At 46.2% G+C, this 24,240-nt stretch carries 13 protein-coding genes; 6 read left to right on the forward strand and 7 right to left on the reverse strand.

Annotated elements, in window-relative coordinates; all coding sequences use genetic code 11:
* Positions 1 to 93 precede the first annotated feature (93 nt).
* The 4 genes from hutI to D1B31_RS04035 form a co-directional block, all read right to left on the reverse strand.
* Positions 94 to 1,407 (reverse strand): imidazolonepropionase, encoded by a 1,314-nt coding sequence (hutI, locus tag D1B31_RS04020; protein WP_118919454.1) that lies wholly within the window; start codon positions 1,405 to 1,407, stop codon positions 94 to 96.
* A gap of 546 nt (positions 1,408 to 1,953) precedes the next feature.
* The gene (gene hutU / locus D1B31_RS04025; protein WP_118919586.1) at positions 1,954 to 3,621 is read right to left on the reverse strand and encodes a urocanate hydratase; all 1,668 of its coding nucleotides are present in this window, start codon (positions 3,619 to 3,621) and stop codon (positions 1,954 to 1,956) included.
* 432 nt (positions 3,622 to 4,053) lie between these two features.
* A complete protein-coding gene (locus D1B31_RS04030) occupies positions 4,054 to 5,535 on the reverse strand; it encodes a helix-turn-helix domain-containing protein (protein ID WP_118919455.1) in 1,482 nt (493 codons plus the stop codon).
* A gap of 171 nt (positions 5,536 to 5,706) precedes the next feature.
* On the reverse strand, positions 5,707 to 6,969 hold the full coding sequence (locus tag D1B31_RS04035; RefSeq protein WP_118919456.1) for a LysM peptidoglycan-binding domain-containing protein: 1,263 nt from the start codon (positions 6,967 to 6,969) through the stop codon (positions 5,707 to 5,709).
* A gap of 267 nt (positions 6,970 to 7,236) precedes the next feature.
* Between D1B31_RS04035 and D1B31_RS04045 the strand changes: the two genes are divergently transcribed.
* Genes D1B31_RS04045 through D1B31_RS04065 form a run of 5 tightly spaced genes read left to right on the forward strand, consistent with a single transcriptional unit; the run spans position 7,237 to position 12,816 of the window.
* Positions 7,237 to 7,869 carry an exopolysaccharide biosynthesis polyprenyl glycosylphosphotransferase gene (locus tag D1B31_RS04045; RefSeq protein WP_118919458.1) on the forward strand — a complete coding sequence of 211 codons (633 nt, stop codon included), beginning with the start codon at positions 7,237 to 7,239 and terminating at the stop codon, positions 7,867 to 7,869.
* Positions 7,870 to 7,871: 2 nt separating this feature from the next.
* Positions 7,872 to 9,005 (forward strand): glycosyltransferase family 4 protein, encoded by a 1,134-nt coding sequence (locus D1B31_RS04050; RefSeq protein ID WP_158587438.1) that lies wholly within the window; start codon positions 7,872 to 7,874, stop codon positions 9,003 to 9,005.
* Positions 9,002 to 10,162 (forward strand): glycosyltransferase family 4 protein, encoded by a 1,161-nt coding sequence (locus D1B31_RS04055; RefSeq protein ID WP_118919460.1) that lies wholly within the window; start codon positions 9,002 to 9,004, stop codon positions 10,160 to 10,162. The genes D1B31_RS04050 and D1B31_RS04055 overlap by 4 nt, the downstream gene beginning before the upstream one ends.
* Positions 10,131 to 11,606: an oligosaccharide flippase family protein gene (locus tag D1B31_RS04060; protein ID WP_118919461.1), complete on the forward strand. Its 1,476-nt coding sequence runs from the start codon at positions 10,131 to 10,133 to the stop codon at positions 11,604 to 11,606. Before D1B31_RS04055 ends, D1B31_RS04060 begins: the two co-directional genes overlap by 32 nt.
* 10 nt (positions 11,607 to 11,616) lie before the next feature.
* The gene (locus D1B31_RS04065; RefSeq protein ID WP_118919462.1) at positions 11,617 to 12,816 is read left to right on the forward strand and encodes an O-antigen ligase family protein; all 1,200 of its coding nucleotides are present in this window, start codon (positions 11,617 to 11,619) and stop codon (positions 12,814 to 12,816) included.
* Between the two features lie 25 nt (positions 12,817 to 12,841).
* Here the strand turns inward: D1B31_RS04065 and D1B31_RS04070 are convergent, their stop codons facing one another.
* Positions 12,842 to 13,498, reverse strand: coding sequence for a hypothetical protein (locus D1B31_RS04070; RefSeq protein ID WP_118919463.1), 657 nt, complete (start codon positions 13,496 to 13,498; stop codon positions 12,842 to 12,844).
* 160 nt (positions 13,499 to 13,658) lie between these two features.
* A complete protein-coding gene (locus D1B31_RS04075) occupies positions 13,659 to 18,182 on the reverse strand; it encodes a chitobiase/beta-hexosaminidase C-terminal domain-containing protein (RefSeq protein ID WP_240035156.1) in 4,524 nt (1,507 codons plus the stop codon).
* A 110-nt stretch (positions 18,183 to 18,292) separates the two neighbouring features.
* Here D1B31_RS04075 and D1B31_RS24055 point away from each other — a divergent pair, with 110 nt between their 5' ends.
* Entirely contained in the window at positions 18,293 to 18,439 is a 147-nt protein-coding gene (locus D1B31_RS24055) for a hypothetical protein (RefSeq protein ID WP_158587439.1), read from the forward strand.
* Positions 18,440 to 18,574: 135 nt separating this feature from the next.
* Here the strand turns inward: D1B31_RS24055 and D1B31_RS24820 are convergent, their stop codons facing one another.
* Positions 18,575 to 23,572, reverse strand: coding sequence for a 5'-nucleotidase C-terminal domain-containing protein (locus tag D1B31_RS24820; RefSeq protein WP_240035166.1), 4,998 nt, complete (start codon positions 23,570 to 23,572; stop codon positions 18,575 to 18,577).
* Between the last annotated feature and the right edge of the window lie 668 nt (positions 23,573 to 24,240).

Here is a 24,240-nt window from a genome sequence, read left to right on the forward strand (position 1 = left end):
ATCCATCTGAGAACCTTTTTCGTGCCCATTTTACGATTTGATACAAAGTCGGCCACAAATGAAGCTGGTTTACCAACCCAATACCCCAGTCATCTACTCCCTCTGGCCAACCCCGGCCCCGGTCAAATCAACCCGCTCAACCAAATTCCTGCCGCTGACAACGACCCGGCCAGCTTTCACAACGGTATTCACGTGATTAACCCCGTACGAGTATTGAAGCTTCATATAATTCGGCACATCAAAAATGGTGACGTCCGCCCTTTTGCCAACCTCCAGGCTTCCAACAACATCCGCCCGATTAATCGCATGGGCCGCGTTAATGGTCGCCGCGCATAAAACCTCCGCCGGCGTCATCCCCATCATCAGGCAGCCAAGATTCATCACAAAAGGCAGTGACACGGTCGGCGATGAGCCCGGATTGCAGTCGGTGGAGAGCGCAACCGGCACCCCAGCATCAATCATTTTCCTGGCATTCGCGAACTCCGCCCTCAGGAAATAGGCCGTTCCGGGTAGCAGAACCCCGACTACGCCAGCCGCTGCCATCGCCTCAATCCCTTTGCCGGTTGCTTTTAAAAGATGGTCCGCTGAAATCGCGCCCACCTCGGCCGCAAGCTCGGCTCCTTCATACGGCTCGATTTCATCCGCATGAATTTTAGGCTTCAGTCCGAATTCAATCCCTGCCTTCAGAATTTTTCGCGACTGTTCAGGGGTAAACACGCCTTTTTCGCAAAAAACATCATTGAACTCGGCGAGTCCCAGCTCCGCCACCTTTGGCAGCAACCCGATGACATAGTCAACAAACTCATCCGGTCGATCCTTATACTCCTTCGGCACCGCGTGCGCGCCCATGAAGGTTGAAACGATGTCCATAGGATGAACCTCATTCAGCTTTTTTGCGACTTCTAGCTGCTTCCGCTCGGTTTCCCACTCCATCCCGTAGCCGCTTTTTGCCTCGACGGTCGTTACGCCGTGCAAAAGTAACTGATCCAAACGGCTTGCGCTTTCTTCAAACAACTGCTCAAACGAGGCCGCTTTTGTCCTCGCCGTCGTCGCGTGAATCCCGCCGCCCGCGTTCATGATTTCCATATACGTCGCGCCCTGCAGCCGCATATTGAACTCATCTTCCCGGCTTCCTGCGAAAACTAGATGCGTGTGAGGATCGACGAGCCCCGGCGTGACAAGCTTCCCACTTACATCGACGACCTCCGCTTCCCCAAGCCGGCCGGCATAGGCTGCACAAATCTCCTCATCCGTCCCGACTGCTTGAATCACACCATCCTCAATCCAAACGCTCCCGTTTTCAATCAATCCGAGGTCAGACATCTGCTCTTTTGTGCGCGGACCGTCCGCACTTCCTTTCAGCGTCACCAACTGTGACGCATTCCGTATCAATAGAGGCCTAGTCAATTCTGCCTCCCCCTTTCTTTGCAAAAACACAACCCTCTGCGCCCGAAGCCGTGGTTTTTCCCCGTTTCGGGCGTAGAGGTCGATTCTCTGTTACTGTTCGTGCTACCTTTTCACCGATTCGGGCTTAGAGAACGCTGCTCTATGACCGTTTGAGCGATTTTTTCGTTGCCTCGGTCGTTGATAAAGTTCCTCTTAGACCCTACCAGCAATTTTTCATCGCTCCGGTCGTTGAGATGCCTCCTATTCGACCGCACCAACAATTTTCGGCGGCTACGGTCGTTGAGACCGATTCTATTCGACCGTACCAACCAATTTTCCGCAACTATAGTCGTTGAGATGGCTCTATTCGACCGCACCAACGTTTTTTCAACGCTACGGTCGTTGAGACTAGCTCAGTTCCGTCCGAACGCCCGTCTTTTCGCTGCCCGATGTCTCGCACGCCTTCCGACCGCTAGAATGGTTCCTAAAGCAACTACAAATACCGAAAGAGCCCCACGTACTCAGCAGTACTTTTGCCAGCATAAAAAATCTCGAGTCGAAAAGCCTTTACTCCTCCCCGAGCATTGGCATGTTGATGCCTTTTTCGCGGGCTGTTTTGATTGCGAGGTCGTAGCCTGCGTCGGCGTGGCGGACGACGCCCATTCCCGGGTCGGTTGTCAGCACCCTCTCCAAGCGAGCTTCGGCTTCCTTCTTCCCATCCGCAACGATGACCATCCCGGCATGGAGCGAGTAGCCCATTCCGACGCCGCCGCCATGATGGACGGATACCCAGCTCGCGCCGCCTACCGCATTGATCAGCGCATTCAGGATCGGCCAGTCGGCAACCGCGTCACTGCCATCCTTCATCGATTCGGTTTCCCTGTTCGGGGAAGCGACGGAGCCTGCATCCAAATGGTCGCGCCCAATCACAATCGGTGCTTCGAGTTCACCGGAGGCAACCATGTCGTTAATGATTTTGCCAAAACGGGCCCGATCCCCGTAGCCAAGCCAGCAAATCCTTGATGGCAGGCCTTGGAAGCTGATTTTTTCGCGGGCCATGCGAATCCACTTGCAAAGCGGCTCGTTATCTTTGAATTCCTTCAGCAATACTTCATCGATTTTGTAAATATCGTCGGGGTTTCCGGATAGCGCCGCCCAGCGGAACGGCCCTTTTCCTTCGCAAAACTGCGGCCGGATGTACGCTGGAACGAATCCAGGGAAATCAAACGCGTTTTCGACGCCCTCATCCTTGGCAACCTGGCGGATATTGTTTCCGTAATCGAACGTGATGGCGCCCTTTTTTTGCAGTTCAAGCATGGAACGGACGTGGCTTGCGATGCTTTCTTTTGAAAGCTTCACATATTGTTTCGCGTCTTCGCTGCGAAGCTTTGCCGCTTCATCGAGCGAATACCCTGCAGGAATATAGCCATTTAGCGGATCGTGTGCGGACGTCTGGTCGGTCAGCACCTCCGGGATGAAGCCTTTTTCAATCATGCGCGGGAGGACTTCGGCCGCATTCCCCAGCAGCCCGATCGACAGCGCCCGGCCTTCCTTTTTCGCTTCCCGCGCAAGGCGGATCGCTTCATCGAGGCTGTCCGTTTTCACATCGAGGTAGGCTGTTTCGATCCGGCGGTCAATCCGCGTTTCATCGACCTCAATCGCGAGGCAGACCCCCTCATTCATCGTAACGGCGAGCGGCTGCGCCCCGCCCATGCCTCCAAGCCCGGCGGTCAGCGTAATCGTATGCTTAAGGGTGCCGCCATAATGCTGGCGGGCGAGCTCGGCGAACGTTTCATACGTTCCCTGGACAATCCCCTGGCTGCCGATGTAAATCCAGCTGCCGGCCGTCATTTGCCCGTACATCATCAAGCCTTTTTTATCGAGCTCATGGAAATGGTCCCAATTCGCCCAGGCAGGCACGAGATTTGAGTTGGCGAGCAAAACCCTCGGCGCATTTTCGTGCGACTTAAACACGGCGACCGGTTTTCCGGACTGGACGAGCAGCGTCTCATCGGATTCAAGTTTTTTCAGCGTCTCCACAATTGCCTGGAAGCTTTCCCAATTCCTTGCTGCCTTGCCGATCCCGCCGTACACAACGAGTTCCTCCGGCTTTTCGGCGACCTCCTCATCGAGGTTATTCATCAGCATCCTTAATGCGGCCTCCTGCACCCAACCCTTCGTCTGCAGCTCCGTCCCCCGGTAACGTTTAATCAATTCCTTCTTCTCAGCAATCATCTTCAGCACCCTTTCTTCCTTAAGGTAGAGTGAAGCAGTGGAACCGTCCCCGTGCCTCACTGACTTTACTGAATATAGTGTAAATTAAAAGCGCTTTCATTTATAGGTAGTATATTTACGATTAAGGATGATTATTTCGGCAAAAAGAATTGGATTTTTCTATATTTGGAGATGTAAGGATAATTACTTTCGATTCGGATAATTATTTATGTTTTGATGCGTGTCTAGCGAACAAGACAATAAAACATTTAGTTTAGGCAAAACTTTATTCTAATCCCTTTGAGCGCATTGGAGACTTTATGAGCAGAAAGTCTCTGTAAGTTCGCCAACATGGCTACATGGCGACCCTCGAGATAAAACTTCCGACCGCAAACCTCGTCCAGCGACGCGACTTGTCCGTTACCACATCAAACGCCTCAACCGCCCTCCGCTTCAATCTTCCTTCCCCAACTTAGCCCGGTATTCCCTTGGAGAAAGCCCAGTCAACTTTTTGAAGTTCCTGGCAAAATAGTTCGCATTACGGAATCCTACTTCAGAGGCAATTTCTTTGATGGATAGCTGTGATTTTGCCAAAAGGACTTTCGCTTCCTTGACCCTCACTTCTGTCAAAAGCTGGCGGAAGGTCATGCTAAGTTTCTTCATTAATAAATGGCTGTAATAGGCGTAGCTCATCCCAATCGCCTGCGTGACCTTTTGCAGTGTCAAATCGGGATCGGCATAATGCTCCTCGATATACTGAATTCCCCGTTCGATGACATCTTTTTTTGATAGAGCTTCTGCCTGGGACGCACGTTCGACCAATTCATATAAAAACAGGAGGAAATTCTGGACGATCCGGTACAGCACCGGGTGATATAAAATGTCCGAAAACACGTTCATATACAGCTCTTCGAGGCCGGGGCCGTCAAGTTGGTACGTCTTCATGAACCGCCTCGCCTGCGCAAGGATGCTCGTCAGCCGGGTCCGGAGCATCTCGGGATTCGGAAATGGCGGTTCCATATGTAAAAATTCTTCGTGCAGCCACCGCTTTATTTTTTCGCGGTCAAAATGGTTCAGCATGTCGATCCATTCCCGCTGCTGCTTCGGGGTCAGGAAAGGGTCGAACGCGCGCCAGCTTCCATCATGCGCATCCTCTGTAATGACTTGATGGTAGCCAATAAAAAATGTGACCTCCAGCAGTCGCCTCCCTGTTTGGTACATGTCATGCAAGCTCGCCTTACCGGTATCACGTGGAAGCACCACCGCCGCCAAAGGCTCTGCGTGGCCACTTTCCCAATCCCGGATCAGCTTTCTCGCTTCTTCCTCCAGTGCGCCGGAAGGAGTTTCCAATACGCACACAACCAGATTGGATAAAGGGAATATAGAGGAAACTTCAAGGAAAGAATGGTGTTGTAAAAAAGAAACAAGCTCCTGGATTTTCCGCTGATCCTCTGTCTGCAGCAAAATCACCCCGGTACTGTCACCCACCATCTCTTCCTCTAAAAACAACGACCTGTATGTAAAGCCCTGCTCAACTAACAGCGGCGATCCAGCCTCGGCCGGGTTTTGCACGATTAGCGAAATTGCCTTCTGCATCGCAACTTTCACCTTCGCCGGCTCAAGCGGCTTCACTAGCAAATCAACGCATTGCAGCTCAATCGCCTGCCTCGCCTTCGCAAATGTCGCCTCCACAGTCACTGCAATCACCTTTTTGCAAAAGCTCTTACTATATCGGAGAACCTGCGGCCAACTCTCAGCAGGAATCATATCCAACTCAAGTAACAGAATATCCGGCACTTCCCGTTCCAACAGCGAAAGCGTCTCTTTTAAACTTCCCGCCCCCGCCACCTCATTGACAGGCAACGAATACGTCTTCATCAGCCATTCAATCCCGGCCCGCTCATTCTGATCGCGCTCAGCCAGCAAAACCTTCACCCGTAACCCCTCCCCAACAGCACCTCAAGCCGGCTTCCCATGTTCCCGCCCAACAATCTACTCTATAAATCTACTTTACCACAACGGGCATCACTCTCCCAAAATGAAGCAGGGGACGGTTCCAGTGCTTCATTCGGGATCCGAAAGAAGCAATGGAACCGTCCCCGTGCCTCACTCAACGATGACTTCGGTCTTTAAAAATTCCCAATTCTGCGGTGCTGGCAAGCCGATTTGCCAGTAGGTTGTTCCAGCAAGGTTGTTCCGATCTAGAAGCTGATATTTTTCAATAAAACTACGAATATCTTCGTACCAGACAATGTGCTCTTCCGCACCGGTCCAATACCGATACCACGGTGATTTTGCGATATTGTCGTATTGAATCGATGACCCCTTTGAAATGGCCTGATTTTGAGCAGCAAGGACAGATAATCCTTTGGTCGCATTTGTGGTGACAACCTTGTCATAGCCATATAACGGCATCGCCATCATCAGCTTCCGCGGATTCACTAGCGTTCGCGCATAAGTAATGACCTGCTCTATCCACCAGATTGGAGAAACCGGATCAGGCGGGCCACCCGGATAGCCATAATCAATCGTCATCACCGCCATCAAATCAGCCGTGTTTCCAATCGATGCATAATCATAAGCCCCCACAATCCGGTTCGTGGGCAAATCTGCTGTTTTCGCATGGACATTCACATTTAAAATAAGCGTTCCTAATTGCTGTTTCAACACCTGCAAAAACAAATTAAAATCTCTTCGCCTTGCCGGGGGAATAAACTCCAGGTCAAGACTGACACCCCCGAACCCTCTGCTGACCGTCAGATTGACTAAACTCGTCACTAAATTTTGCCGAAAGGTGGGGTTTTCAAGAACCTGACCCGCGAGCTCCGCACTGAACCCGCTTGAAGTAAAATTCCGGATCATCAGGAGCGGGACAATGTTCAATTGCCTGCACCGGGTGATAATCGCGGCGTCATCCATCTGTGCAAAAGCAAAACCTTGTGCCGTAAACGAGTAGTTCACAACCGCCACATAGGTTAGCTGATTGGCGAGCGAATCAATCGTCATCAGGTCCGCCGCAGTTCCAGTCGGAACAAAAAACCCAAGTGTTTGGATGGTCATTTTAGTCGGAGAGGGGACCGCAAGAACCTGACCGATTCGAAGCTGATCTATGTTAAGCCCTGGATTGGCAGCAGCGATCAAAGGAATCGTAGAGGAAAACCGTTGCGCGATTTTCCAAAGCACATCCCCCGCTTTCACTCGATAAGACCGAGTGGGCAGCGATGGATCCGGAATATAAAGAGCCAGTCCTGGAACGATCTCCGTAGTAGAAACCAGCCCATTTACAGTCACAAGTGTCCCAAGCGAAACATTGTATCTCTTCGAAATCGACCACAAATTCTCCCCTGCCGCCACAACGTGAACCGCCATCCCCTCACCCCCTTCTTACATCCTATGAACGAAGAGGCCCGGACTTGTATTCATTTCGAACTTTAAGAAAAGGGAAAGCAGAGGGACGGTTTATTCGGCCATTTGCAAAATCTTGTATCATCTATCATTTTTCGGAAATTGTCAAACAAAAAGGGTGGAAATATAGTACAATAGGGAAAGATACCCATGCTGTTTTATGCTTAATGTTGGTGGATTTTGGAAAACAATAGAGAAGAAACTCTAATTTTCAGAATATAGGTGAATGAGATGAAAGTATTGGATGGACAGGGTCTAATTATCGCAGACAACAAGAATAGTAAACCTCTGTATTTTGCCATTAAGCAAACTGTTGATCGTTTCGTTAGTCTTTGTTCGTTAATCATCCTTTTTCCATTGTTGTCGGTTGTTGCAATCCTCATTAAACTCGATTCCCGCGGTCCGATTTTTTATAAACAGGAGCGGCTTGGACTGAATGGAAAATCATTCCTCATCTTGAAGTTCAGAACGATGTACAACAATGCGGAAAAGCATGGACCTCAATTGGCTCATCAAAATGATCCGAGAATTACGAGAGTTGGCTACTTTTTACGTAAATACAGGATTGATGAAATCCCTCAATTTATTAATATATTGCGAGGCGAAATGTCGATGATTGGTCCGCGTCCGGAGAGGCCCGTCTTTATCGAACGTTTTGAAAAAGATATTCCTCATTTTCGTAAGCGCCTTCAAGTGAGGCCCGGCATTACCGGATGGGCGCAAACGCATGGCGGCTATGAAATTCATCCGAAGGAAAAGTTGGAATTGGATTTATACTATATTCATCATTTTTCTTTTTTGCTAGATTTGAAAATTATTATGAAATCCATTCCCGTAATCTTATTCGCCAAGGGATGGAGATAGGCGTGAAACGGATTCTATTTTACGAAAGCCGTCCAGAATGGGGCGGGGCCCAAAAGTGCGAGCTTGAACTCTTAACTGCGCTTGAAAGCGATTCAGTAGAAACGTATTTTGTCACCTCAACAATGGGGCCTATGAACAGCCGTGTCAACGCTGCGGGCAAGCAAGTTACCGTTATTCCGGTCCATCCGAATGTGGACCAAATTCGAAAAGGGCAAGTTAAAACGGGCCTATTCTTTTTGCTAGTTCAAGTGTTTTATATTGTTCCACACTTCTGGAAAGTGATGGCCTTTATCCGGAAAAACCAGATCAACCTTGTCTATACGAGCCAATTCCGCTCCCAGTTACTGATTGGCTGGCTGGCAAAATTACTTGGGCTAAAAGTGGTCTGGCATATTCACGGCGAGGAACAGCTGAATAATCTTTTAGGAAAAATAAGTGCAGCATCTGCTGACAAAATCATCGTCGTTTCCCAAACACTGGCAGACCGTTACAAGGAACTCTTTCCAAAACAAAAGTCGAAGTTCGTTGTCGTAAAAAACGGGGTTGACGACATGACATTCGCTCCCAAAAAGGAGCTGCCGGTTTTCACTATTTCCACGGTTGGTACAATTATAGAAGGTAAACGCCAGGACCTCGCTATATACGCTGTGGCGGAACTCGCAAAAAAGGGGCACCACGTTCAGCTTAATATCATTGGAGAGAAACCTCCATGGCACCCGGATGAGTATAAGAACTCTTTGTTGGAGCTAGCAGCCCAATTGAATCTCACAAATTCTGTTAACTTTCTGGGCTGGGTTGAAAATCCTTCTGACATACTCCACCAATCTCATGTGTTCATTTTGCCATCAGACACAGAAGGCATGCCGCTCTCCATTATCGAAGCGATGGCCTTGGGTTTGCCGTGCATTTCGACGAATGTAGGCGGAGTCCCGGAATTGATCGAGGATGGAAAAACAGGGTTCCTCATCAAACCTGGGCATGCTGAGGAACTGGCTGATAAACTCATGCTGCTTCTTGAACAGCGGGCTCTATGTGAACGGATGGGGCAACAGGCCCGGGAAAGGTACGAATCCCAATTTACTAAAAACATGTTTGTTAAAGGAGTTGCAGGTGTGGTCGACACCGTTTCCCCATGAAAATCCTTTATGTCATCACAGGTGCGGATATCGGCGGCGCCCAGAAACATTTACTCTACCTATCGGATTGCTTTAAGAAAAAGGGCCATGAGGTTCACGTCGTTCTCGGAGAGGATGGTCCCCTCCAACATGAGCTTTTGAAGCAGAACATCGACGTCACGATCATTCCGATTCCAAGGACAATCGTGTTACGGCAGGATTTCAAGGCGTTAAAAAAGCTATTTCTATTCATCAAAAATGGAAAGTATGACATTGTTCACTCACACAGTTCAAAAGCGGGCATCATTGCCAGGCTGGCTGGTTTTTTAAATAGAATCGATAAAAATATCTTTACTGCACATGGCTTCGTCTTCACAGACCCAACCTTATCAGCAAAAAAGCGTACAATGTATCTATGGCTTGAGAAACTGTTCAGCTATTTTTCAACCGATATTATCACGGTCTCAGCCTTTGATTACCACCAAGGAAAAGCGAACGGAATCAACGGCAGGAAAATGTCGATCATCCATAATGGCATCCCAGAAAAGGCAATTATCTCCAGCCCTGTTTTGACTCAAAAGCAACAGCGGCTTCGCCAACGGGATAAAAAGGTCATTGGCTTTGTCGGCCGTTTTGCCTCTGAAAAGAATTTGGATATGCTTCTTCGAGTCGCTGCCCGTTTCACCGGGCAAAATGTGGCGTTTTGGCTGATTGGCGATGGTCCCTTGTACGGCCATTACCAAAACGTAATCACAAGGCGCAACCTTGAAGAGATCGTTTTGCTAAAAGGGCATCAGGACAATGTCCTCGGCTGGATGGACAACATGGATGCAATGATTATTACTTCCCATAAAGAAGGGCTTCCGTTTGTTTTACTCGAAGCGTGCGGACGAGGGCTTCCCGTCATCAGTACCGATGTCGGAGGGGTAAAGGAAGTGGTCGACCCTGATGGCAAAAAAGAAATCCTAGTCGCAATCAACGATGATGAGGCTATGTACGAAAAACTTCACTCCTTACTTGTAAATGATTCATACCGCGAAGAATTGGGAAGATATTTTTTAAAGGTAGTGGGCAGGTTTACGGTTGAGCAGATGTGCCGGGAAACGAATGAAATCTATTTAGCGCATAGAAAGGGACTACGGCACCATGTCAGCACACATCAAAAGCAATCGAATTAGCCGCGATACCATTATTTATATCCCTGTATTTCTGGCTCCTGCTATCATTAATATTATTCTTTTAATGATTTTCACTAGATTTTTTTCTCCAAAAGAATATGGAACCTATACCATTGTCGTCAACACAACGATTATCCTTTCATCCGTGCTTGCCCAATGGATTGTCCTATCGGTGCAGAGATTCAGGCCGGAGTACAGTCACAATGGGACCATCAGGGAGTTTAATCGCAATTTGAACCGACTGCTGCTTTTTATTTCAATGGGCTTTCTGGCGGCGGCTGTCATTTTTTATCCATTCCTGCCCTCAGGATTAGTATCATACCGGGATTACTATTGGTCTTCTGTCCTCCTAATTATTAGCACCATTTATTTTACAGTTTTAGGTGGAGTTTATCAGGTTGATTTACAATCGAAGCAATTTCGCAATCTGAATGTGATACAATCCATAATGAAATTAGTCATTATTCTTATTTTTGTCATGGCGATTTACTATTCGCCTGTTTCGTTTATTTGGGGAACCTTGGCTGCTCAAGCCCTCGTGACGATTCCGATGCTGCGGTACGCCGAAACAGGCAAAATGTTCCGTTCGATGAAGGCGGCGAAGGATTCATTTTTTGGATTCGGTAAGAAATTCTGGCGGTACGGATTTCCGTTAATTGGATGGTATATCGGAACAACGGTAATGAACCTGACGGACCGGTTCATGATTGAATATTTTCGTTCCTCCCATGAAGTCGGAATTTATTCCGCCAATTTCACGATTGCCGTCCAGGCCATCGCCCTAATTTGTAATCCTTTATTCTTTGCGATTCAACCAATCATGATGAACGAAATCCAGCAGCACAGTGAGCAAGAGCATATCGAACGCAGGATTTCGAACTTTACTCACCTGTTTATCATCATCGCGATGCCTTTTGGCGTTTATTTTTCAATCTACCGCCATGAAATAAGTGAACTTTTATTGGGCAATCAATTTACATCTGGAGCCATCATCATACCAATCTTAATCATCGGTTTTTTTGCTTGGAATATCGGTTTATATGGCCAGCTTGCCTATCAAATTGCAAAAAGAACAAAGGAAATGTTTTATTTTGTTTTCATCGCTGCCCTAACGAATTTTACCCTTAACCTTTATTTCATCCCGAAATGGGGTTTTATTGGCGCTGCAATCTCTACGACAATCGGATTCTTTGTTTATAGTGGTTTGCTCGCGGCTTTTGCGCATCGGTTTATCAAATGGAAGATTCCATGGATGGCTTTTTCAAAAGTATTCCTGCTCGTGCTGGTTGTGGGCTTCCCTTTTTTCCTGGCAAAAGCCCTCTATCAAGTGAACGTATCTCCGTTGCTCAAAATGATCTCTGGATTGCCTTTTTTCCTTATTTACGCAGGGGCAGTGTTTATCCTTTGGAAAAATGCTATAAGAGAAATAATTTCGTCATCGTAGGAGTAGACATATGGCCATCAAGCAAACGTATATGACAGCTTCAATATTGTTCGTTTTCTTCTGCACCTTTGGGATTATGAATACCGCTATTAAACCCTTCGACCTTTTTTTCGTCATCGTTGCAGGGCTGTTTTTTATAGCAAAAAAACAAAATATAGAAGCGCTAAGAGATATTCGCTTTATTAATTATGCCTTGCTGGTATTTATCAGCGTTTCCTTGCTGTCTGTGCTCAGCAGTCATACACTTAACCAAGGTTTCAGCTATTTTATCCATACTCTTTTCATGATTGCGATCTACTATTTTCTGTCCATCACGATTCGATCGAAAAAGGAGTTCAAGGCTATTCTTTGGGGCTATATTTGTACCGTTCTAATTTCTTCTTTGGCAGTGATCTTGCAAAAAATCGGAGTGATTGATGACATCGGAACGTGGTTTCAAGGCGTCCGGGCACAAGGGTTTTTTATGGATCCAAATGACTTTTCTCCATTTTTAATCCTTGCCATCATTCTGCTCATTGAAAAAGCCTTTTCCTATCAATATTTCTCGTTAAAATATATGTTTTTTTGCGCTTTGGCCGGAATGGTCACCTTTGTGTTATTAGCCGGCATGTCACGGGCTGCCATTCTGAATTTATTCATCGTCTTTGTCATTTATCTCTTTTATACTCTTTTTTATAAAAAGAAGGTTGCTCAAGTAGTCATGCTGGCAGGATTGCTTGGGGCGGGATCTTTCATGATAATGACCATGGCCGGCGATTCCATCATTCATTATCTTTCGGTCCGCTTTGCAAGCTCTTCACTTGTCCTGCAATCCTATGATTGGGATCGATTCTTTTTCCAGCAGCAGGGGATTCTCTTAGGATCAACCAATCTATTTGGAATCGGCCCCGGCCAGTTTGAGTTACAATTCAGCTATGCGACACACAATTTATTTGTTCGAATTATCGCTGAAAATGGCTGGATTTCCTTCCTGTCCTTTTCGGCAATCGTCTTGTATATCTTATTCTTACTAGTGCACTATCGAAAACAGGAAGTCTGGAATCTGCCCGTTTATATATTCCTGGCTGTCTATATCGGGGTCATCGTCAACAGCTTCTTTTTAGATACGCTGCACTGGAGATACCTCTGGTTCATCATGGGGCTTTGTACCATCATCATTAACCAAGCAGCAAAAATAAAAAAGGGGAAGCAATCTCACTCGTTGGTGTGATGGCTTTCCCTTTTTCTGTTTTTGTTTAGTTTTTCTGTGTTTCCATCTCAAAAATCTTCATATCCTTAATCCAAACTTCACTAACTTCACCGCGTAGATCCATGCCCCTGATCACAAAGAATGGCCCTAAGTCTGGAAACTCCTCTTTGCTTCGCTTGCTAATGCTGGAAATTTGGACAATCCTTGTATTCTCAAGGACAAAATCTATGACTTCCTTTTCTCCAACGGTTTGTGTGTCCGGTGCTTTTTTATCGGGTGCTTTAGGCGTCGTGTTTGTTTGCTTACCTTTATTTGACCCTTTGTTACTATCTTTTCCTTTCGTACTGCTTTGATTCGTTTCTTTACCTTTGCTCGTGCTTTGACCGGCAGTTTTTCCCTTATCACTGCTTTGTGCAGTGGTTTTCGTGTTCTTGCTGGTTCCATCAGACGGTTTCGCCTGACCCGTGTTTTCTTTTACGCTATCGCTGCCTTGTTCGCTTGATTCCGCTTGATCGCTGCTTTCTTCAGCTGTTTCTGAATCCTCACCGTTTTGTTCCGCAGTTTCTTTGTCATCGTTATTTTTGCCAGTTTCTGTCGTTTTTCGATTTGCGTCTGTCGCTTTGTCTTTCCCGAAGCAGCCGCTCAAACTGACGAGCGAGAATAATAGCATGAGTACTAAGATGACCTTACCGTATGATTTCACTATGATCCTCCTAAAAACAAACTAGTAGAACGTTGCTTTCTACTTGATTATCAAATTTTTCCATCGCCCTCTAGTATAATCTGTCATGCTTCTCCCATCAAGGACTTAGGGAAAAGCACCTGCATTGAAGTTGCCCAGCAGGTGCTTTTTACTTTTCTATTTAGCTCGCAGGCCAAATGGTGTCTGCCCATTCAGGGTGATCGATGAATGGATTACGATTTCCTTGGATGGATTGGATGACATCGTTTCTCTTCTTTTCAAAAGCATCCGGCGGATCTAGCTTGTTCCATTGAAGGAGGACAGATTGCTTGCCATGGAGTGGAAGCGGGTACGTATTAACCCTGTCGGCCAGCTCCAAATCAATCTCTCCGTTTCCTTCATAACGGACTGCCATATACATCAGCATCCTGGCGATATCGCCTTTCACGCGGTTTGGCGGCTCCCATGAATCGCCGTCATATTTACATTCTGTACATTCGGAGTGTTGAGTTCCACCGTTATCAAAATCCAAATGTCCGCGAGAACTGTTGACAGATGCATCGGTTGGGCGCAAATGATGGATATCTGTTCCCGGTCCAATCGTTGTCCCGAAATTGCCATGCGATTTTGCCCAGACATGCTCACGATTCCAGTCGTTGACACCCGAACCGAACGTCGTTTTTGCTTGTGAACGGTTTGTGTAAAGCAGGATGACGTTGTTTGGATTTTTTGGATCTTCATCCGTTTTCTTCAATGCTTCTGTCACCTGGGCATACGATAATTTCGTCTGCACTTTAATGATAGTGTGTAATGCCGCCTTCAGGTCAGCACCCGTTTTACCGGATGCTGCCTGATAGTAGGCTTCCACTTCAGTTGGGGGCTCTCCGCCCCCAACTGGCGGTTGTTCCCCTCCTACAGGCGGTTCATAACCTGTTGGCGGGATGACTTCACCTTCCACATTAGCGAATTTAATTTTGCTAACGTCTACGCCTTCCTTAAACGTCCACTTTCTGACTTGATCAATTCCGCGAACCTCGCTGACATTGCCATTTTCGATGACAACTTCCTTTATATCTGCGCCGCTAAGGTCGATTTGTGCACCTGGTGCGGTTGGGCTTAGGATGATGACTGTGTCCTTCAGTCCTTCGCCGCTCAGTTTAGCGTACGCGCTCTTTACGACAATCCCTTCAGTAATGACAGAGGCAGCGTCCATCGAAATTTCAGCAGCCGCATTGCTCACCGTCAGCTTCTTCGTTTTAAAGCCCTTAAGATTGTAAGGCTTTGTGCCTGCCGGCGGTGTTAATGGCGGCAAAACTTCTGCCTCTGACTTTAATTGAGTCTGAATGAGGACTGGGTCATGGTCACTTGCACGGCCATGCACGTCCATGAAGCCTGAGTTAATGTTCAAAATATCGACAGTCGTATTTGCTGCCATATTGTTCGTTACTAATACATGGTCAAGAACTTGGGCATTGCCTTGGTATGAGTAATTGTAACGCTCATTCGCAGGAACTTTATCAATCATGTTGACCATTTCGTTCCCTTTCGCGATTTCTAGCGTTCTCGTGAATTCAAAGTCATTGAAGTCTCCAAGTAAGACAACGTTCGCGTTTGGATCTTTTGCCTTAACATTCTTCACGAAGTTGTTTACAATCGAGGCAATTTTATGACGCTGAATTTCACTGCTCAATACCGGCGGCTGGTTTTTGCCCATTAACGGGTGGTCTCCGCCTTTGGAATTGAAGTGGTTCGCAACGACGATAATGCTTTGGCCCTGGAATGTAAATTGGGCTGCGAGCGGTTTACGGCTTGATTTGAACGCCTCGTTCGTTGGATCAATCCGACCCGGGTTTAATGTCAGCTTGCCATTTTCAAAACCGACAGCTTGTGTAGCTGTACCCTTTGGTGCTCCTGCTGCCAGTGAAACACGCGCAGGATTATACAGGAACGCAACACGGATGTTCGCTCCAGGCGCGCCACCATCCTGGTTATTGGCTGGCGCTATTTCTGTATACGCATACGTCGGTCCGCCTAGCGCCTTTACTTTATCAATGATTTTTTGCGCGCTTTGGGTTCCGTCTACGACCCCGCTATCTGTTTCACCGTTGTTATCCTGCACTTCGTTTAAGCCGATAATGTCAGGATTTTTCATTTTCGTCACAATGGCATCAGCAATCTTTGTTACCTTGTCATCTGGAGTAACAGTTGAGAAGTTCTCAACGTTGTACGTTCCAATCGTTAATTTATCAGCCGCTGGAACAATACTTGTTGCAGCACGGACGATTGGCGTTTCTGTCAGCTTAGGAAGCGTCGGTTCCTGGGCCATTACTTTAAAGTTGCTGTACCCATAGTTCACAACGCCTTTAACCGGGCCTGTAAAGTAATCACCCATTTTGGCGCGGTAATTTTTATTGGCTGTCGCGCTATTCCTGACATCGACACCAATTCGGTCTGGATTGTAGTCATTCTCTGAAATACGCAATCCGCCTGGCTCAACATCGGTTGGGTAATCCTTTGGCACCACCCAAACGAGTCCGTCTTTTTGCAATGCAATCACTTTCGGGTTATCGATTTCGACATACATGCCTTCAAGGCTTTCCCAAAAATCAATCGCATCTTCATTTGGTTCATATTTTGTAAATTGGTCATTATCAATGATTTCTGGCGGGGCAATCCGGTCTACTCCAAGCTTGACTGGTGCTGGGAGTGATGCCGTGCCGTTTTTTGTAATCGTTGCAGCTTCGATTTGGGTAATGGATAAATCGGTCGTAGCTTTTTCAGCATACCCTTCGCCATAGTATTCAGATACTTTACCTGTTACCTTCACACGGTCACCAATCGCTACGCCGTGGGAAGTTTTAAATACAAGAATTCCGTCAGATGTTTCAGGGTCGCCGTCACCAACCAGATCCTGGATGAAGAAACGGTTCGGCCCGTCAAGATACGTCACGACACCTTCAACATCTGTCACGGTTTTACCGTTTAGTATCGAGTTGTGTGTTTTGCCTTGAATATCGTAAATGTGAATTTGGCCATCTTGGATAAGGTAAGCAAAAACAGCAACGGCGCTGTTTTTCATATCTGCTTTCACAGCCATGGCTTTAATGGTCATCGCTTTGCTCACGACGATTGGCTGCGTAAAGGCCGGGCTCGCTGTCGTCGGTTCACTGCCATCCACCGTATAGTGAATTGTCGCGCCTTCAGTCCCTGTCGCCAATGTAACTTCCGTGCCTTCTTTCACCATGCCAGCACCAGGATTCGCCATTACAGGCTGGACAATGGTTGAATCTTGGATAATGTCAGCTTCATTGCGCGGAATCAATTGGTACACGCCATTGAACGAACTAAGAACTCCGGTTACTTCTTCATAGGTTGTTCCAGTAGTAAGCATTGTTGAGCTTGGCGGGCGAATTTGGAAGCTTGTCCCATCGCCATCTGTTGCTGTAAAATTGCCGCCGGAGAATGCGCCAACGGTTACGTTTTTAAGTTTTAGGAGAGTTGCTTCTTTGCTTTCCCGCAAGTCGGCTGCCTTAACTAATACAGCGGCCGGGACAGCTTCTTTGCCGGTTACGATAATGTTTTCGTGATTGGCTTCGATTTCAAGCAATGTCGCATACTCGACCAATTTTCCAGAAACCGTAATCTTATCACCTTGTTTAATCGTTTCGCTATCCGTCGGTGTGTAAGCCACAAGCCCGGCTGTAGTATCCTGGAAGTAAATTGCCCTTCCCAAAACGGCTGTAACGACACCACTTGTTTGCACATTTGATTGTAATGCCATCGCCCTGACTTCAGCGATTGTGTTTGCCTTTAGCATCGTGTACGCAAAGGTTGCGAAATCGCTGTTATCCAAGCCAGCTTTGATTGCAATGGCTTTAATAGTTGTGTTCGCGTCAATTTTTATCGGAGCTTTGTATTCTGTGCTAGCCGCTGTTGGCGCAGAGCCATCAGTCGTGTAGTAAATTTTTGCATCAGCAGTGGCTGTTGAAAGCTGGACTGATGTTCCAGCTGGCACTGCCCCCGCTGCTGGTGAGGCGGTTACAGTTGCAACCTTTGTTTCAATAGGGGTTGAACCGCCGTCCATGGTGTGAGTTCCCAAGTTTGTAAAAACATTCAATCCTAAGCTTTCCCATTCTACTGCTGGGTCGAAAGCATCGCTTGGGTTTGTATCGCCCTTTGTAACCGAGCTTTTACGGACAAGCGTTTGATCAATTGTTTTTACAGTTGTTCCCCAAGCTGTATTTGGCCTGAATCCTACTTGGCCAATGACATCGATGATTGTGCCGTTATGTTTCAAGACAACCGCGTCATCACCGTTAAAGTTGATGACACTTTTGCTTGTATCCAGCAAATCAGTTTTAGCCTTGATTGCTGGATCTGCATCATCTCTGGAAATTACGAAAGTTTTGCCATTAGCAAGTGTTGCATTTGGATCAGTTGACAGCTTCATTGTGAAAGTAGTCGTGGCAGCGCCATTACTATATTGCTCAAGCGTGTATTCACTTAGCTTAACTGGTGACCCAGTTCCATTGTAGAGCTCAATTGCCTTATTAAAGCTTGTACCTTCGATATATTCTGAAATGAATAGGTCGGGAGCCGTTGTTGCAGCAATTGCTGGCTTTATATGGAAGTTAGGCAAGATAATGCTGATTACCATAATCACTGTAAGCAGCATATTCAATTTCTTTTTACGGCTTCTGGTCAAAACTGCACCTCCAGGTAGCATGTTTTTCGTTTTTCATGGGATAGATTCTCCTAACTGTAGCTAGGAGAATCTATACATTAATATGGGACTAATGTTGAATACTAACTACGTTGATTGAAGCGGAGGGCACCGACTCCGGCGGGATGCAGCGGCAAGGTGGAGACCCCATGAAAAGCGGAAGCGCCTTGGTCAGGGGCGACAGGCTTAAGACAAGCCGGACAGAAGGCGCAGTTTGCCTTCTTGACGGATTGGCTTAAGACCCCGAGCCCCTAGGCGCTGCAGCTAGACTGACAGGCGCTAAAGCGCCGAGGAGGCTCCACTGACGCCCCGCGGAAAGCGTGTGCCCGAAGCGGAAATCAACATCCATATCCAACAAACAGCCTTACTTTTAATTAATCTTCAAATAAGGTTTCGCCTTCGACTGTGACGTTAATTATATCTACGAAGCCGCCTTTTATGGTGAGGTTGCCTTTTACGATGGCGTTCTCAATTTTATCAACGTTAGTTACATCGACAATAACGTTTCCGTTATAAACCTTTGGATTGTCCACAGTACCGCTGAATTTATCACCAGCAATGACTTGTGGTGCAACGTTGATGATCCGTCCTTCAACTTGTGGATTAACCGTTTTGTTTGGCTGGGCCGCAATGAAGTCATTGAACATTTCCCAATCGACGAATCCTGGCTCGCTTACACGTCCTTCTGTATAAGCTTTCCCGAACATCGTGAAACCGTCGCCGCCTTTAGCTGTAAAGACATTTGTTGCGACAAAGTAGTTCTTTGCTTCATCCAGCGCCGTGTACTTTCCGTCTTTGCCTTTTACTTCAATGCTTTGAATTTTTTCGCCGGCAGGCTTAGTGCTGTCATACGCAACCTTCAGGCCGGATACTTGGAGGAAGCCGCCAAAGGCATTCGGAGCATCCTTCACACTGTATTCAAGCGCTGCCCTTAGTTCACTGCCTTTTAGGTTCATAATGCCCAAAGTATTTCCGAATGGAAGGACTTTAAAGACATCGGCTAGCGTAATGTTTCCGGCAGGAAGCGTTGCCCGGACTCCGCCGCCATTTTGAACAGCAATCAATGTATCAGGATTGATTGTTTGTGCTTTTGCCAGCATGCCGTCCGCAATGAAGTTGCCAAGGTTTGTTTCCCCTACACGTGCAGGAGGGTTTCCACCAATCAACTCAACAGCTGCTGTACCAACGACTGTATTTTCCTTTTCAGTAACAGCCGGCTTGTATGCAGTATTCAAAAGGTCCAATGTCTCCGCATCTTCTGCATATGTGCTGATGTCAAGCAGCTTGCCAGTTGTTTCTGGAACGATGACTTTGCCGTTCTTGTCGAACGTAACATTTAATGTTCCTAGGAACTTGTTGTATTCATTTGCCTGAACAATCACAGTCGGCTCATTACCTGTTTTGTCAAATACAGGCGCATCAAGCTTCGTATGAGTATGACCGCCAACAATGACGTCAATTCCTTCAACTTGTTTCGCTAGCTCCAGGTCATTATCCCAAGCAAGGGAGTCATCATAGCCAATGTGTGTCAAGGCAATAATCTTGTTAACGCCTTGAGCTTTAAAAGCATCAACTGATTTTTGTGCCTCTTGAACGTAATCTTTGAAAACAACACCTGCGCCAGGGCTTGAAATTGTTGGAGTTTCAGCTGTTGTTAAGCCGAAGATTCCAACTTTTTCGCCGTTTACAACTTTGATGATGCCGTTATAAATTTCGCCGCCTTTGGCGTTATCTGTTGTGACATCTTTATGGAAACGTGATTGTAAGTTCGCGTCGTTTGTAAAGTCTACGTTAGCGCTGACAAATGGGAAGTTAGCGCCTTTGACAAAGTCAGCCAGTACAGCCGTACCTAAGTCAAATTCGTGGTTTCCAAAAGTCATTGCATCGTAGCCTGCTAAATTCATGAACTTAAGATCTGCCAGACCTTTAAATTCATTGAAATATAATGTTCCAGAGAATACGTCACCGGCATCAAGCAACAATGCGCTAGGCTTGTCTGCCCGAACAGATTTAATGGCTGTCATTTTTTTCGCCACATTAATCTTGTTTGTTGCATTGTCCACGTTTGCGTGTGTGTCGTTTGTATGCATGATGTTCAGGGTGAATTGTCCAGCTTTATCAATGATCCGGCCTTCCACTTCAGGGCTAACCGTCTTGTTTGGCTGGGCAGCAATATAGTCATTGAACATTTCCCAATCCACATAGCCAGGTTCGCTTACACGGCCTTCTTCATAAGCTTTTCCAAACATTGTGAAGCCGTCGCCGCCTTTAGCAGTAAAGACGTTCGTCGCAACGTAATAGTTTTTGGCATTATCAAATGCTGTGTACTTTCCGTCTTTGCCTTTTACTTCAATGCTTTGAATTTTTTGGCCAGCAGGCTTTGAGCTGTCGTAAGTAACTTTCAGGCCTGATACTTGCAGGAAGCCGCCGAAAGCTGTCGTTGGCGCATCCTTCACGCTGTATTCAAGCGCTTCTCTTAATTCACTGCCTTTTAGGTTCATGATACCCAAAGTATTTCCGAATGGAAGGACTTTAAAGACATCGGCTAGTGTAATGTTTCCAGCAGGCAGTGTCACACGGATGCCGCCGCCATTTTGAACAGCAATCAATGTATCAGGATTGATTGTTTGTGCTTTTGCCAACATTCCGTCCGTGATGAAGTTACCAAGGTTTGTTTCACCAGTACGTGCTGCAGGGCTTCCGCCGACTAATGGAACAGCAGCGGTACCAACCACTGTGTTTTCCTTTTCAGTAACGGCCGGCTTATATTTTGTATTCAATAGATCAGCTGTTGCAGCATCTTCTGCAAATGTGCTGATATCAAGAAGTTTCCCAGATGTTTCTGGAACGATGACTTTACCGTCCTTGTCAAACGTAACATCCACTGTTCCTAGGAACTTGTTGTATTCATTTGCCTGAACAATCACGGTCGGCTCATCACCAGTATTGTCAATAACAGGTGCATCAAGCTTTGTATGAGTATGGCCGCCAACGATAACGTCAATTCCCTCAACTTGTTTCGCTAGCTCCAGGTCATTGTCCCAAGCAAGAGAATCATTATAACCAATGTGTGTTAGTGCAATAATTTTGTTAACGCCCTGTGCTTTAAAAGCATCAACTGATTTTTGTGCCTCTTCGATGTAATTTTTGAAAACAACACCTTCGCCAGGGCTTGAAATTGTTGGTGTTTCAGCTGTTGTTAAGCCAAAAATACCGACTTTTTCACCATCAACAACTTTGATGACGCCATTGTAAATTTGGCCGCCTTTGGCGTTATCTGTTGTGACATTTTTATGGAAATTTGATTGTAAGTTCGCGTCGTTTGTAAAGTCTACGTTAGCGCTGACAAACGGGAAGGAAGCCCCTTTGACAAAGTCAGCCAGTACAGCTGTACCCATGTCAAACTCATGGTTTCCAAATGTCATCGCATCATAGCCTGCTAGATTCATAAACTCCAAATCAGCGAGGCCTTTGTATTCATTGAAATACAATGTGCCAGAGAATACGTCACCAGCATCAAGCAACAATGCGTTAGGCTTATCTGCACGAACAGATTTAATGGCTGTCATTCTTTTTGCCACGTTAATCTTGTTCGTTGCATTGTCCACGTTCGCATGTGTGTCATTTGTATGCATGATGTTCAGGGTGAATTTCTCTTTTGGCTGGCCCGCTAAAAGATCAATATTGAATTCAGTTACGCCATTAACCACGAAGTTTTTCTTCAGCTCGTACCATTTCGCTTCTGAATTGAGCCAGATTCCTTCCAGCACATAGGTGCCGTTCGGCATTGTTGTAATGAATTTTCCATTTGCATCTGTCGTCATGTCGTACCATACTTCTTCACCAGAAGCCGTATGGACACTGAATGTTACGTTTGGCAAAACTTCATTGCCTTTCTTCAATACACCTGAAACGTTCGGTGAAACAGTACCTGTTCCATCCTTAAGCACGTCAATATTCAGTTGCAGTGAGCCATCAACCGTGAAGTCTTTCTTCAGCTCGTACCACTTTGCTGCGGCACTATCCCAGATTCCATCAATTCGATACGAACCGTTTGGAAGTTTCAACTCAAAGTTTCCATTTGCTTCTGTTTTCGTATCATACCACTTGATTTCTCCAGTTGTTGTATGAAGGCTGAAAACAGTATTGCCCATTGCTTCTGTTCCCTTTGAAAGAGTACCAGTTACATTGAAAGCGCCCGCAATATTAATAATTAATTCGGCTGCTCCTTCAAGCTTGCCATCTTTCATCGTGAATTGCTGATTAAGCTCATACCATTTTTTAGCGGCTCCATCCCAAATACCATCTACTTGGTAGCTGCCATCAGGTAAATTGAAATTGAACTTACCGTTTTTATCGGTTGTTGCGTCATACCATTTATTATCAGTGCTATGGAGACTGAATGTGAGATGGTTGAATGTTTGCGAACCATTTTTCACATATCCAGTTACATTCCAAACACCTTCAGCTGGATTCAGTCCATCTAATACAAGTGCATGCAATCCGTCTACTAAACCATTTTTAATTGTAATGGTTTTGCCAAGCGGATACCAAGTTGGCGCGACCCAAAGGCCTTCAATCTTATAACTTCCATCTGCCAGATTAAATGTGAAAACTCCGTTTGCATCAGATGTATAATCATGCCATTGGTTCGTTGCTGTATTTTTCAAGCTGAAGGTAAGGTTAGCGAGAGGCTCTCCTCCCAAGACAACCTTTCCTTCACCTGGTACTGCATCTGGATCCGGCTGCGGTTCTTTGACTTGAACCGCTTCGCCTTTGAACTCGATTTCGCCGATGCGGCTAGTGCCTCCGGAAGCGATTGCAAGGCCATTTGCCGCTATTTCAGATGTTTTTAACCATCTTACATGGACGATGTCCTTGTCATTTGCTTCTTTAGGTAATGTGGCATTCGTTAATGCTCCTCCACTAGTCCAACTCGCTGCAACAGTTACCGCAGCTCCCGGAACGTCTACCCAAGTGGAATTATCCAAGCTATATTGGACCTTGAAATCCCTTGGTCCTGTATTAGAGCTATATTGTTTAGATGATAGGGTAATATTTTCAAAACCTTTTGTGGAAATAGAGACTTGCCAATAACTAGGGTTGGCTGTCCATGGGGTTGCATTTGGAACATTTATCCCAGTTGTTGGACCAGCGTTATATCCTGTAATGCTTGCACCTGTTACGGATAGTTTTTTGTCCGCATTCGCAGGCGTTCCCGATGTTACTACCAGGTTGTTTCCTTTGCTAAAATCCCACTTCGCCAATGAAACAGGCTCTATGTTTGCGCTTACATAACGGGGTACGACTAGTGCTAAAAGCATAACTGCGGTTAAGACTAAGCTAATCCACTTTTTTGATCTGTTGAACATCCTATTCACAGATTATTTCCCCTCCAAATCTCCTAAATATTAAAAAAAAGACATCCTGTTTAGGCGAGGAATTCCAGTTCCCCCAAACGTTCCCTCTCTTTCCTTTTGAAATTAACTTACAATTACTAGTTTATATTTTTTATTCACATAATTCTACAAGTTTTAGAAAAACTACCAAACTTTCTACCCTGCTTTTTTTAGCGAAATCTATCGAAAGAACCAATATCGCTCCAAAGTTTGGTACCATTGGACTAATATTCCAAAGGAGTGAGGCAGAGGGACGGTTCCAGTGCCTCATTTCTGAAATGAAAATTGCCCGCTGGATAGGCCGGCGGGCAAAGTGTTGTAAATTTAATACTTTTGTAGAATTCCGAGTGCAATGCCATGACAGCTCCTTCTATTTTGCTTTCAATACTCCTCAAAACTTTAAAAGCAACCTGTTTCCATCACCAATTTTACATATCCCTCTCTAACCAAAATAGGCGCAACATAGGATGCTTCCGGGAAGTTCCGATGGCCATGGTCCTCCCCGAGAATTCTTTACAAAGTTCAATGTAACAATCAGAACGAATATCAAAGCTGTTGTTTCCCCAAAAAATCGTCATTCCATCCTTTACGGAACCCCGATATTTAAAAGGTACAAAAAGAAGCAGGGAAACAACCCTGCT

The organism is Neobacillus notoginsengisoli, from assembly GCF_003515685.1.
In the GTDB taxonomy this organism is placed as follows: Bacteria; Bacillota; Bacilli; order Bacillales; family Cytobacillaceae; genus Bacillus_D; species Bacillus_D notoginsengisoli.

What these genes read in the sequence shown, in the direction of transcription:
- hutU (WP_118919586.1), bottom strand. Translation starts at nt 3,621, where the DNA reads ATGATTGCTGAGAAGAAGGAATTGATTAAACGTTACCGGGGGACGGAG.
- D1B31_RS04035 (WP_118919456.1), bottom strand. Translation starts at nt 6,969, where the DNA reads ATGGCGGTTCACGTTGTGGCGGCAGGGGAGAATTTGTGGTCGATTTCG.
- D1B31_RS04045 (WP_118919458.1), top strand. Translation starts at nt 7,237, where the DNA reads ATGAAAGTATTGGATGGACAGGGTCTAATTATCGCAGACAACAAGAAT.
- D1B31_RS04055 (WP_118919460.1), top strand. Translation starts at nt 9,002, where the DNA reads ATGAAAATCCTTTATGTCATCACAGGTGCGGATATCGGCGGCGCCCAG.
- D1B31_RS04060 (WP_118919461.1), top strand. Translation starts at nt 10,131, where the DNA reads ATGTCAGCACACATCAAAAGCAATCGAATTAGCCGCGATACCATTATT.
- D1B31_RS04065 (WP_118919462.1), top strand. Translation starts at nt 11,617, where the DNA reads ATGGCCATCAAGCAAACGTATATGACAGCTTCAATATTGTTCGTTTTC.
- D1B31_RS24820 (WP_240035166.1), bottom strand. Translation starts at nt 23,572, where the DNA reads ATGTTCAACAGATCAAAAAAGTGGATTAGCTTAGTCTTAACCGCAGTT.